The 12,730-nt window shown below is 45.5% G+C and carries 8 protein-coding genes; 3 read left to right on the top strand and 5 right to left on the bottom strand.

From position 1 onward, the window contains the following. Positions 1 to 20: 20 nt before the first annotated feature. The gene (gene uvrA, locus BQ7489_RS05175) at positions 21 to 2,852 is read right to left on the bottom strand and encodes an excinuclease ABC subunit UvrA (protein ID WP_072530234.1); all 2,832 of its coding nucleotides are present in this window, start codon (positions 2,850 to 2,852) and stop codon (positions 21 to 23) included. Between the two features lie 75 nt (positions 2,853 to 2,927). On the opposite strand from uvrA, the gene BQ7489_RS05170 reads away from it, so the two are divergent. The 3 genes from BQ7489_RS05170 to BQ7489_RS05160 are packed head-to-tail and all read left to right on the top strand — an operon-like array spanning position 2,928 to position 6,186. Further along, positions 2,928 to 4,706 (top strand): PBP1 and LysM peptidoglycan-binding domain-containing protein, encoded by a 1,779-nt coding sequence (locus BQ7489_RS05170; protein ID WP_072530233.1) that lies wholly within the window; start codon positions 2,928 to 2,930, stop codon positions 4,704 to 4,706. 8 nt (positions 4,707 to 4,714) lie between these two features. Then, a complete protein-coding gene (locus BQ7489_RS05165) occupies positions 4,715 to 5,419 on the top strand; it encodes a porin family protein (protein ID WP_072530232.1) in 705 nt (234 codons plus the stop codon). Between the two features lie 11 nt (positions 5,420 to 5,430). Then, entirely contained in the window at positions 5,431 to 6,186 is a 756-nt protein-coding gene (locus BQ7489_RS05160) for an exodeoxyribonuclease III (RefSeq protein ID WP_072530231.1), read from the top strand. Positions 6,187 to 6,272: 86 nt separating this feature from the next. On the opposite strand, the gene BQ7489_RS05155 is transcribed toward BQ7489_RS05160, so the two are convergent. From BQ7489_RS05155 to BQ7489_RS05140, 4 genes are all read right to left on the bottom strand, one after another. Next, entirely contained in the window at positions 6,273 to 10,100 is a 3,828-nt protein-coding gene (locus BQ7489_RS05155) for an AAA family ATPase (RefSeq protein ID WP_072530230.1), read from the bottom strand. Beyond that, positions 10,097 to 11,338, bottom strand: a complete 1,242-nt coding sequence (locus tag BQ7489_RS05150) for an exonuclease SbcCD subunit D (RefSeq protein ID WP_072530229.1) — start codon at positions 11,336 to 11,338, stop codon at positions 10,097 to 10,099. Before BQ7489_RS05150 ends, BQ7489_RS05155 begins: the two co-directional genes overlap by 4 nt. 18 nt (positions 11,339 to 11,356) lie before the next feature. After that, positions 11,357 to 12,064: a TIGR02757 family protein gene (locus BQ7489_RS05145; RefSeq protein ID WP_072530228.1), complete on the bottom strand. Its 708-nt coding sequence runs from the start codon at positions 12,062 to 12,064 to the stop codon at positions 11,357 to 11,359. 89 nt (positions 12,065 to 12,153) lie between these two features. Further along, positions 12,154 to 12,621: a MaoC family dehydratase gene (locus BQ7489_RS05140; RefSeq protein WP_072530227.1), complete on the bottom strand. Its 468-nt coding sequence runs from the start codon at positions 12,619 to 12,621 to the stop codon at positions 12,154 to 12,156. Positions 12,622 to 12,730 lie beyond the last annotated feature (109 nt).

Raw genomic sequence — 12,730 nt, 5'->3', positions numbered from 1 at the left:
CCTGTTTTCGATTATTTCCATCATTTATTTTCCAATTCTTCCTTGATATACTTAGGTGTATAACCTTTAGTGCTCAAAGCCACTTCCTCGGGCGTACCGTATGACAACAGTTCACCACCTCCCTTTCCGCCTTCAGGCCCCATATCGATGATATAATCGGCCATTTTGATCACATCCAGGTTATGCTCTATGACGATGACTGTATTACCCTTGTCTACCAATCGGTTCAAGACGTTCATCAGCACACGTATATCTTCAAAATGCAATCCTGTGGTGGGCTCATCCAGAATATAGACAGTCTTCCCCGTATCACGTTTAGACAGTTCGGTAGCCAGCTTGACACGTTGGCTTTCTCCTCCGGATAAAGTGGTTGACGGCTGTCCAAGCTTGATATAACCCAGTCCTACCTCCTGCAATACTTTAATTTTATTCAGAATCTGAGGTACATTTTCAAAAAACTCAACCGCCCGGTTTATCGTCATATCAAGCACATCGGCTATTGACTTACCTTTAAAACGCACCTCCAGGGTTTCACGGTTGTACCGTTTCCCGTGACAGACCTCACAAGGTACCAATACATCGGGCAAGAAATTCATCTCAATAGTCTTGTAACCATTGCCGCCACAGGCCTCACATCTCCCCCCCGCAACATTAAAAGAGAATCTTCCCGGCTTATATCCCCTGATTTTTGCCTCAGGCAAGCCCACAAAAAGATTACGGATATCAGAAAAGACTCCGGTATAGGTAGCGGGATTGGACCGGGGTGTCCTTCCCAACGGCGACTGATCTACATTGACCACCTTATCTATGTATTCCAATCCTTCAATAGAGTCATAAGGCAAAGGGTCCTGCAAAGAACGGTAAAAATGCTGTGACAGGATAGGCTGAAGCGTATCATTTATCAAGGTCGACTTTCCACTTCCAGAAACACCCGTCACACAGATCAACCTGCCCAACGGAAATTCAACATCCACTCCCTTCAGGTTATTTCCCCGGGCACCTCTCAGCCACAACGAATGTCCGTTACCTTTACGGCGCACTTCCGGTATTTCAATCTTCATCTTCCCGTTCAGATACCGCGAAGTCAAAGTGTCAGTCTTCAGCATTTCTTCGGGAGTTCCTGCAAATACAACCTCTCCTCCCAGACGCCCTGCTTTGGGACCCATATCTACGATATAATCGGCAGCCAGCATCATATCCTTATCATGTTCTACCACAATCACCGAATTACCCAGATCACGCAACTCCTTCAATGAATTGATCAGCCGTATATTATCACGCTGATGAAGTCCGATACTAGGTTCGTCCAGAATATATAGTACATTGACCAACTGCGAACCTATCTGGGTTGCCAGACGGATACGTTGATTCTCACCCCCCGACAGACTGACCGAAGAACGGTTCAACGAAAGGTAATCCAACCCGACATCAAGCAGAAATTTCAGACGGGTACGCAGTTCCTTCAATATTTCAGAGGCGATGACCCGCTGTCTGTCATCCAGAAATTCATCTACATGCGACAACCATTCATAAAGTTCACTTATATCCATGGACGCAAGCTCATAGATATTCTTATCATGGATACGGAACCAAAGAGCCTCCTTATTCAAACGGGCACCTTTACATTCGGGACAGACATCAGTCTTGGCAAACTGGTCGGCCCATTTCTGCGCCGTAGCTGAGGCATCTTTTTCCTGCATCATCTGAATGTATTTGACGATACCTTCATAATTAGTAAAATAATCGGATGAAGCATGGATAAGGGAACTTTTGATCTTCAACCGTTCATCCGATCCATAGAGAATTTCATTGATGGCATCTTCGGGAAGTTCCTGTACCGGAGTCTTCAAGGTTGCCTCATACTTCTCGAGCAAAGCCTCTATCTGCCAGAATATCATTACATTCTTATATTTACCGAGCGGAGCAACCGCACCTTCATAAACAGACAAAGAACGGTCGGGAATAACCTTGTCAACATCAATCAGATTCACATATCCCAAACCCTTGCAGCGGGGACAAGCCCCCTGAGGTGAATTGAAAGAAAAATTATGGGGAGCCGGCTCCTTATAGGATAATCCGGTTACCGGACACATCAGGCGTTTACTGTAATGACGGACACTTTCAGTCTGGGCATCCAGAATCATCAGCAGTCCGTCGCCCTGCTGCATAGCCGTCGCCACACTCTGCTTCAAACGCTTGTCATCCTTATCGCCGACAATGGTCTTGTCGACCACCACTTCAATATCATGATTCTTATAACGGTCCAGCTTCATCCCGTGGACAATCTCACGTATCTCCCCGTCGACACGTACATACAGATATCCCTTTTTACGTACCTGTTCGAACAGTTCCTTATAATGTCCCTTACGGGTACGTACCAAAGGAGCCAGAATATAGATACGCCTGCCTTTATAGTCACGATGGATCAGATCCAGAATCTGCTCTTCCGTATATTTTACCATCTTTTCCCCCGACAGGTAGGAATAGGCAATACCGGCACGCGCATAAAGCAGACGCAGATAGTCATATATTTCGGTAGTGGTACCAACTGTCGAACGGGGATTCTTGTTGGTAGTTTTCTGTTCTATGGAAATGACCGGACTCAATCCTGAAATCTTATCCACATCCGGGCGTTCCATTCCACCTAAGAAATTACGGGCATATGCCGAAAAAGTCTCTATATAGCGGCGCTGTCCTTCTGCAAAAATCGTATCGAAAGCCAAAGACGATTTGCCGCTTCCACTCAAACCCGTAATGACAGTAAGGCTGTCGCGTGGTATCTCTACATTTATATTTTTCAGATTGTGCACGCGGGCACCTTCTACACTGATAGTCTCTTTTCCCTCTTCCATACCTAAAATCAATGATATCTTTGCAAAGATAATTCTTTTTTTTGTACTTTTGCCTCTCAACAAAGTATAACGAAAATGAAATTAATCCATACCATTTGTCTTGCACTGGCACTTGCTGCAGCTTGTCCGGGAACAACGATGCAGGCACAGACAGACACCGGATATTTCCTGCATACCGTAACCAAAGGCCAGGGACTGTATTCCATTGCCAGCATGTATAACGTATCCATCGAAGACATTATCCGCCTGAACCCGGGTAGCGGTGATGTCATACGTGTAGGACAGAAGCTGAAAATACCTCAATCACGGAATGGTGAAAACGGGACAAGACAGTTCCATACCATCCAGGCAGGTGAAACTCTGTACCAGCTGACCGTTAAATATAACGTCAGTGCCAAGGCCATATGTGACGCAAACCCCGGTTTGAGTGCCAGCAACTTCCGCATCGGGCAAGTCATTGTAATCCCTTCGGAAAGCGCTTCCGCTACATCATCACAAAGCGCATCTGTTCCCAATACGGACCAAACAGAAAGCACTCAGAAAAAGGGATGGAAAGATATGCATAAAGTACAACGCAAGGAAACGATTTTCAGCATAAGCCAGATGTATGGAATCACTCAGGAAGAACTGATTGCAGCCAACCCGGAGCTGAAGAACGGAAAACTGAAAAGAGGTACTTTCCTCTTTATCCCTTACCCGAAATCGGAATCCACCCAACAGCAACCGGCCAGTACCCCTACAAATGAAGAACTTTTCAGTTCCAATACAGCCGACAGGAAAAAGATCGGTACCATCCAGGTAGCTCTGATGTTGCCCTTCTCGTCAAATAACGAAGAAAAAATCCGCATGACTGAATTCTATGAAGGATTTCTGCTTGCCGTCGACAATCTGAAACGGAAAGGTGTTTCTATGGATATCTACACATTCGATACCAAAGGGACCGCCTCTGGTGTCAAATCAATCCTGGCTAAGAACAATCTGAAAAATATGGATCTGATTATCGGTCCGGTTCATCAGGAAGGTATCCCGGCATTGGCCGATTTTGCTGAAAAAAACGATATACGCCTGGTTATCCCTTTCTCACCGAAGGTTGAGCAGGTATTCAAGAATCCGAACATCTACCAGATCAATACTCCCCAATCCTATTTCTACTCGGAAGTATATGAACACTTTGTCCGTCAGTTCGGCAACGCCAACGTCATTTTTCTGGATTGCGGCAACGGTGACAAGGAAAAGGCCGAATTCATCAAAGGATTGAAGTCCGAGTTGAAGGACAACAAGATCCCATTCACCCAACTGAAAGTAGAGCAGACTACCACTCCCGATAAAATCATTCCAGCTATGTCGGCTACAAAACCGAATATCTTCATTCCGATTTCCGGGAAATCGACCGCATTGACAAAACTGATTCCCCCTCTGACATCGGTATGCCGTGAAAACCAGGATTATGAGATGCATCTGTTCGGCTATCCGGAATGGCAGACCTATACCCAGGATTTTCTGGCTGGATTCTATGAACTCGATACCTATTTCTACTCATCGTTCTATACCAACAACTTTTTTCCCGCAGCCATAAACTTCACCAAATCATATCGCCGCTGGTATAGCAAAGATATGGCAAATACATTCCCCAAATATGGAATGTTGGGATATGACATCGGAAACTTCTTTCTGGAGGGACTTGCCACACAAGGCAACAAACTTGAAGAGAATCTTGACCGGGTAAAAGTCACTCCTATCCAGCATGGATTCAAGTTCGACCGGGTAAACAACTGGGGAGGCTTCATTAACCGCAAAGTATTCTTTGTACATTTTACAAAAGACTTCGAACTGATTAAACTTGATTTTGACTGATATAGTAAATGAAGAGAAAAACAATTATCCGAATATTGGCCGGAATAAGCTTTCTGCTAAGCTTACCCGCACACGCACAGTTGCAAGACCAGCGCCATAACTTTTCAGTCGGCGTCAACGGAGGAGTCAACCTCAGTTCGGTAAGCTTCAGCCCTGCCATCAAACAAGGAAAACTGATAGGCCCCAGTTTCGGTGTGACTGCCAGATACATCTCCGAAAAATATTTCAGCATGATCTGTGGTATCCAGGCTGAAATAAACTATTCGCAAAGAGGATGGAAAGAAGTATACGACGATGAAAGCGGTGATTCTTACCAACGCACGATGAATTATGTGGAAGTTCCTCTTCTGGCACATCTGGCATTCGGGAAAGACCAGGGACATGGTGCACGTTTTGTCCTGAATCTCGGACCGCAAGTAGGATTCCTGCTCAATGAAAGTGAACAGAAAAGCGAAGGATTTGACCCCAATAACCGTCCGACACACACCAACGCACAATACGGTAAAATGGCCGACAAGAAATTCGACTACGGTATTGTAGGAGGATTCGGAGTGGAAATCCGGACTGGCATCGGAAATTTCATTGCCGAAGGTCGCTATTATTTCGGTCTGAGCGATTTCTATAACAGTACCAAAAAAGATGATTTCTCACGTTCGGCACATTCTTATCTCGGTGCCCGAATTACCTATCTGTTTGACATAACCAATAAATAAAGACATTTCTTATGAAACTGATATCATGGAATGTAAACGGGCTTCGTGCCTGTTGCGACAAAGGTTTCCGTGAAACCTTCAGTGAGTTAGACGCCGATTTCTTCTGCCTGCAGGAAACCAAAATGCAGGAAGGACAGCTTGACCTCGCTTTCGACGGCTATACATCCTACTGGAATTATGCCGAGAAAAAAGGATATTCCGGAACAGCTGTATTTACCCGACACATGCCGCTTTCCGTCACTTACGGCCTAGGCATAGATGAACACGACCATGAAGGACGGGTCATTACGCTGGAAATGGAGAACTTCTATCTGGTAACCGTATATACTCCCAATTCGCAAGACGGACTGAAACGATTGGATTACCGTATGACATGGGAAGATGATTTCCGGAAATACCTGATACAACTTGACCGGAAAAAACCAGTTATTGTCTGTGGTGACCTGAATGTGGCTCATAAGGAAATCGATTTGAAAAATCCGAAAACAAACCGCATGAATGCGGGTTTTACTGATCAGGAACGTGAAAAGTTCCAGACTTTGCTTGATGCCGGATTCATTGACACCTTCCGTCATTTCTATCCGACGCAGGAAAACATCTACTCATGGTGGTCGTACCGCTTCAAGGCACGTGAAAAAAATGCAGGGTGGCGTATCGACTATTTCCTTGCCTCTGCCCGCATAGCCGACAAGCTTCAGGACGCCAAGATCCATACGGAAATATTCGGTTCCGACCACTGCCCGGTAGAAGTGACAATCGACCTGTAATTCTCTATCCCTATCCCATACAAAAGACGGATATGACCCGCATCACAAGCTGTCATATCCGTCTTTTATATATAAAGGTACAAAGATCAGCCGACTACCTCAATAAGACTTTTTCCACCTGAACCTACTTTCTTTACCAGAATCTGCGTCCGGATACGTTCTCTCATCTCGGCCGTATGACTGATTACTCCAACCTTCTTACCCTGCATGGACTGCAAATTCGACAAGGCGTCAATCACCATATTCAAGCTATTGCTGTCTAATGTACCGAATCCTTCATCAACAAACAGGTTACCCATCGAAACATTGTGCGATGAAAGGGAAGAGAGTCCCAAAGCCAATGCCAGACTGATCAGGAATGTCTCGCCACCCGACAAGGAACTGACATTACGCACTTCATCCGCCCTGTCATGATCAATCACACGGATTCCCAAAGAATCTTTCACCTGCTCCAGACTATACCGTCGGTTCAACATATGCAACTGGACATTTGCCTGCCTGATCAGAAAATGCAAAGTAAAACATTGGGCAGTCTCCCGGAAACGGTCACCACTGGCATTACCCAGAATATCATTCAATTCCTTCCAATCCTGAAACAGCCTCTTCCGGCGTTCCAACTCATCTTTACGGGAGGCCATCTGTTCCATACTACGCGTATGAGCTATCAACACTCCACCCACAAACTGTTTCTGTTTATCCAGTTCTTCCATAACTGCCTGCTTTTCAGATACAAGTGCATCCAATTCCTCCAAAGGCCGGAAATCGTCTCTTTTTTTCTGCATATGCCCCTCAAGAGCCTGTTTCTGTGCATCCCTCCGACCTTGGCATAGTTTTACATACTCATCGGCCTTCCGGAGTGTTTCTCTCTTTTCTTTCCAGTCTACCGCCGGATCAAAGCAATGATCCAGAACTTCCCAAGTCAACCGTTCCTGACTTTTACCCGAATCATCAACTGTAAGGGTCATATTCTGATTATACGTGTCTATATACTCATCCAACCGGTTCTTCAGATTTTCATGCAGCCCGACTTTCTGCTGCCATTGATTCTTCCGGGCAGCAATTTCACCCTTCATCTTATTGTAACTTTCCAAAACGGACCTTAGACGCAGATTTTCCTCGTCTACCCGCCTTTCCAGAATAGACACCTTTTTCTTCATTGACTGCTCCATCTCATCAGGATCATTACCATCCAGAATCCGGACATACTCGCCACTTTTCACCTGATATAGCGTTTCAGCCGATAAAAGTTCCGATTCCACTTTCTGCAACTCTTCCCTACAGTTTCCCAACCGCACTGATAAACCCTCTTCCTTCACTTTACATTCATTCAGAGAAGAAGCGGTTTCTGCCTGTATAGTCCGGTTTGTAGAATAAGTGGTAAACAGATTTTCGAAACCTTCGACAAAAGAGCTATAATCCGTATCATAAGCCTGTTCCCATCCGGCTATAGCAATATCCTTACGAAGAGTCTCACGCAAATTCTGGTTGGAACAGGCCAATTGTACCAGATCCTGTTCTTTCTGTTTCAGCTGCCCTCCAGTCTGCTTGAACACCGCCAATTGCCTATGATAATTATCATTCTGCATCTTATAGTCGGCCTGTTCCTTCCCCAACGTTTCATTCAACGTTTTCAGTTCAAGCTGTAAACGTTGGAAATCATCAAATTGCCTCCGGACCTGCTTACCTTCTTCCGTTATATCATCCAACTTATCTTTAAACAGGGGAATCATATCTACCGAATGGTCCTGAACGACATCCGGAACAATATCCGGGAATGTCTTTATCCGTTCCTGCCAATCCTCACCAAGCTTTTCCAGTTCCTTTTCAATGCGCTGTATATCCACTTTCAACCCATTCTGCCTGCCTAACAACCCGGACAGACAAGGTAACAATCCGGATTCCCGATGATTCAGACGTACATCAATATCAGCCAGACGGCTACGGTACTTTCCTATTTCATTTTTCAATGGAGATAAGACCTGGTCAAAATTATCGGCATAAGGATGAGAGACTGACCCGCAGACAGGGCACGGTTTGCCTGGTTGCAGACCGGCACGCATATCTTCTGCACTCTTTCCGCTCACCAGCCGGTATGCATCTTCCAATCCCGGCAGCAACATATTGATCCTGTCTCGTTCCTGTGTCAATTCTTCTATTTCACATGAAACCTTTTTCATGCCTTCCTCTACCCCTTTCAAATCATCACAATCGGCCTGATGTGACTTCTGCCTTTCACGGATATCCTCATACGTTTTTTTCAAGTTATCCAACAGTCTATACCGATTTCCCAATGTTTCCAGACGTTGCCGCAATTCATTCACATCCATCTTTTCACTGATAAGATTCTTTTCCTTGACAGAAGCCTGAATTGAAGCAATCTGTTTCTCCCGCTCCTTCATCCGCTGTTCTGTTACGGTAATCTGTATCTGGTCTTTCTCCATCTTGTCCTTCAGACTCAGGAGTATATCATTTTCCCGAAACCACCGCTGTTCCGATTTATACAGGTTTTCCAGACGTTCCTTGATGATTCCGAATTGCTCAAACATAGGTGAATACGCTTCTAGTCCCTGCAGGACCTTTACAGCATCCTCCAGCTTCTGCTGCAACAGATTCTGCTGCTCCTTATTCTTCAACAGTTCCACCTTTACCTGCTCCTGACGTTCCACCAAAGATTTCCTATTGCCACGTAGCCTTTCCAACAATTCCGCCTGCGCCTTTAATTCCACTTTCAGCTTACGGGCCTCAACAATCAGGGGAGTCAGCCGTTCCAATTCTATCCGACCAGCATTCCAATTTTCTTTCAGGCTTTCCAGATGCTGCTGGACTTCTATAAAAGACTTCTCCTGAGCAACCGCATTACTCCTCATCTGCTCCAGTTCTGCCTGTAAACCGACAATTTCCCGGTCTGATTTCCGGAATTCAAGAAACGTATCCTGTATATCCGAAACCCTGTCACGAAGCGACAATTCATCACGTACCGGTTTCAGGATATCTGCCTTATACCTGGCTTGCACCAGAACTTCCTCTTCCTGAAACAATGATTTTTTCAAACTGTTCCAGTCGCCATACCATTGCTGCTGCCGTTGCAGATCCTGCTTTTCAGCCTCCACCTTTTTCCATTGTAATTCGATTCCGGCCTGCTGCTCCCTGTAACCGGTAAGCTGTTCTTCCGTAAGCAAATGCAAACCTAACGATTTTACTTCCTCATTCAGTTCTTTGTAACTGGATTCAGCCTCCTTATAAAAATCATAGATTTTCCGGGCTACAGCAGCATACAACTGGGTACCGGTCAACTTTTCAAGCAGAACAGCCTTATCGGTATCACTGGCTTTCACAAAATTGGCAAAAGAATTCTGGGCAAGCATGACAGTACGGGTAAACTGACCATAGTCAAGCCCTATAATCTCATCAAGCTTTTCATTGTTGACATTCTTATGCCCCCGTTTCATCCGTGATCCGCCGGTAATATCCAACTCTTTTTCACGGACCGCCCCATCGTCCGTTCCTTCTATCCTGAACAGCCGCCGTTCCGGCTTCGAATAATTGGTCCTAGCAATGGAACACGCCCAGAGTGCACGATACCGATATCCGTCTGTTGCCTGAAAATACACTTCCGAAAAACACTCCTTGGTCCCTTTACGCAATATATTACGCGGATCATCCGGATCAAGCACCTTATTATTGTCCGGCTTCCCAGCATTGTAATAATCAAAATTATCTGCACCATAAAAACGGGGTGCCAGTCCATAAAGTGCCAGACAGATAGCATCCAGAATTGTCGACTTTCCGCTGCCTGTCTCCCCCACGATCGAGAAGAGATCGGCATCCTTCAACGGACCGCTTTCAAAATCGATTACCTGCTTTCCTTCCAGAGAAGCAAGGTTAAACATGGTCACTTTCAGAATCTTCATCATTCCTCCCCCTCTTTACGGGCAGCCTCGACCGCCTGCATAGCCAATGCTTCCAGCTCCGGACGCATCTCACATTTATACTTGTTCAAATAACTTTTCCTGATAACCTCAACCGGATTCAGATTCAACAGATCTTCCACCGATTCCAGTTCCACATCGTCACTCCCGGTTACCGGCACCCGATATGAAATCACGGTCCGGCATAACCGTACATGTTTATGTAAAAGCACATCTTCTATCTGCTTATTGATGCCAGCCACCGGAGTATCCAGCAAGACATTCACCTCCAGATACGGAGCACTCGCATCATTCTGGCCATCAGGCAATCCCGACAATATATCCAAGACATTCTCCAGCGGAGCCGGCTTATCGGGAAGCGACAACAACGGATGCTGCAAAGGATAGGAAATAAATTCGGAGACCCCATTCAACTCTCCATCTTCTATTTCATAATAGACAACTCCATGACGGTAACTACGCTCAGTAAATGACATGGGCAAAGCACTTCCCGGATAAACAAAAACACGTCTATCCCCCAGATACTGGTTCTTATGCAGATGTCCCAGTACCCCCAATGTCACTTGAGATTCCAATCCATGCAGATCCACCATCTCCGAACCGCCCACAACAATCCGCTCGGATGAATTGTCGGCAATCATACTGCCCGTAGCATACAGATGGGCCAGCAAAATCATAGCTTCCTTACCGGATTCCCGTCTGGATCCGGCCCGTGAAACCAGTTCTTCCAGACATTCGGACATACCTTCACCGTATCCAGCTCCCCGACGGAAATCACCGATTCTCAGATATGGAACCGCCAAAACCCAGGCACGTTCACCGGAGCCGTCGCAAGCATGAAGAGGAACCAACAGGTCATCAACGGAAATTTCCCCATTTTCTGTCTTCGGACACAATCCACGTACATAAACCTTGTGACGCTCCAGAATCTGTCGGGACGCCTCCAGTCGGGCTGCCGAATCATGGTTCCCGGCAATGATAACCGTCTGAAGCTCAGAAAAACATCGGCTCAAATCGTCCAAAAACGTATAATACAGTTCCTGGGAGGCTGCCGAAGGATTAGCCGAATCGAACACATCACCCGACACCAACAATGCATCGGGATGTTTTTCTGCTATCGTATCAAGCAGCCACCGCAAAAAATGTTCATGTTCTTCCTGCCTGTCGAATCCATGAAAATTATTGCCCAAATGCCAATCTCCTGTAGCCAGAATTCTTATCATTTTCCTACAATACAAATATTATACATGATTGATGCCATAACCGAAAAGAGCAAAATCGCCCAAGCAGGGATCACCCGGAAAAATTTCGGCCAATGCATCGGTTATCTTGCGGGCCGAAGCCAAAGAAAACGTCTGTTTCTCTACCAGTCCAAGATCAAAGGCCACCCGACATACATGTGTATCAAGCGGGATAAGCAAATCGGCCGGATCCATATGCCGCCAGATACCAAAATCAACATCAGAATCACGGCGCACCATCCAACGTAGAAACATGTTCAACTTCTTCTGCGGACTACGGTCGGAAACCTCCAGAAAAGTACATAATTTCTGCATCGGATTCCCTTCCAGAAGTAATAACGCATCCTCCAGACTTCCATATGAAGTATAAACCGGAAATAATTTTTCAAAATAAGAGCGGAACGTAGCATACGAAAGCATCCTGTAAAAGCTTCTACCGTCATCTTCCCTGAAATCCTGCCTCCATTGCCCCGACAACACATACCGTAGCGGTGCATGATGCATCATTACGTCTAACTCATCGGCTTTTTTAAGAATTTGTCTTCTGTTGCCGAAACTCAATATAGCAGTAAGCAATCCGCTGATTTCTATATCCTGCCGCTCCCGGTACCGATGCGGAAACTGTACCGGATCTGAATTTATAAAGTCACGGGTATGGTACTGCTTTGCCCACAAACGGAGTTGTCCAGCCAATTCTATCCGATTCATCATTCTTCACTTTCCATACGAAAAGAAACAAATTAGACCAGGCACAGACCTCATATACAACCTGCACCCGGCCTATTCCACTGTTTCTGTCAGTTATTGAAATAATACAGGAAAGTAGCGATACCTTCCAACGCTTTCTTCTTCTGGCCTTCAATCTCAATGAAAAACTTGATTTCGGCTTTTGCCGTTCCACGCAGGTTGACCAAAGAATGTAGCTCAGCTGTCATACGGATGCGTTGTCCAGACAACACTGCCTGTCCAAACTTCATCTTGTCCATACCGTAGTTTACCATCATCTTCAGGTTATTCACCTCTATAATCTGATTCCAGAAATAAGGCAGAAGGGACAATGTCAGATATCCATGTACAATCGTACTCTTGAACGGACTTTCCACTTTGGCGCGTTCCACGTCCACATGAATCCACTGATGGTCCAATGTAGCGTCCGCAAACTGGTTAATCCGTTCCTGAGTTACTTCCAACCAGTCGGAAACTCCAATCTGCTGTCCCAATAACTTTTCAAACTCTTCGTAGGAATTAATAATAACTTTACTCATAAACCTTCTTTTAAACTGTCATTAAATTTAAGCAAAGATAAACATTCCCTCCCATCTTTCATCACTTGATGTAAAAAAATCCGTCGGAAACAAAATAAGTTCCAACGGA

It is taken from the genome of Bacteroides ilei (assembly GCF_900128495.1).
GTDB classification, from domain to species: Bacteria; Bacteroidota; Bacteroidia; order Bacteroidales; family Bacteroidaceae; genus Phocaeicola; species Phocaeicola ilei.
The sequence above is the reverse complement of the archived record's forward strand: the minus strand, read 5'-3'. Positions and strand labels throughout refer to the sequence as shown.

Bases quoted from the DNA above. Each gene is read 5' to 3' on its own strand.
- uvrA (WP_072530234.1), bottom strand. From the start codon at position 2,852: ATGGAAGAGGGAAAAGAGACTATCAGTGTAGAAGGTGCCCGCGTGCAC.
- BQ7489_RS05170 (WP_072530233.1), top strand. From the start codon at position 2,928: ATGAAATTAATCCATACCATTTGTCTTGCACTGGCACTTGCTGCAGCT.
- BQ7489_RS05165 (WP_072530232.1), top strand. From the start codon at position 4,715: ATGAAGAGAAAAACAATTATCCGAATATTGGCCGGAATAAGCTTTCTG.
- BQ7489_RS05160 (WP_072530231.1), top strand. From the start codon at position 5,431: ATGAAACTGATATCATGGAATGTAAACGGGCTTCGTGCCTGTTGCGAC.
- BQ7489_RS05155 (WP_072530230.1), bottom strand. From the start codon at position 10,100: ATGATGAAGATTCTGAAAGTGACCATGTTTAACCTTGCTTCTCTGGAA.
- BQ7489_RS05150 (WP_072530229.1), bottom strand. From the start codon at position 11,338: ATGATAAGAATTCTGGCTACAGGAGATTGGCATTTGGGCAATAATTTT.
- BQ7489_RS05145 (WP_072530228.1), bottom strand. From the start codon at position 12,064: ATGAATCGGATAGAATTGGCTGGACAACTCCGTTTGTGGGCAAAGCAG.
- BQ7489_RS05140 (WP_072530227.1), bottom strand. From the start codon at position 12,621: ATGAGTAAAGTTATTATTAATTCCTACGAAGAGTTTGAAAAGTTATTG.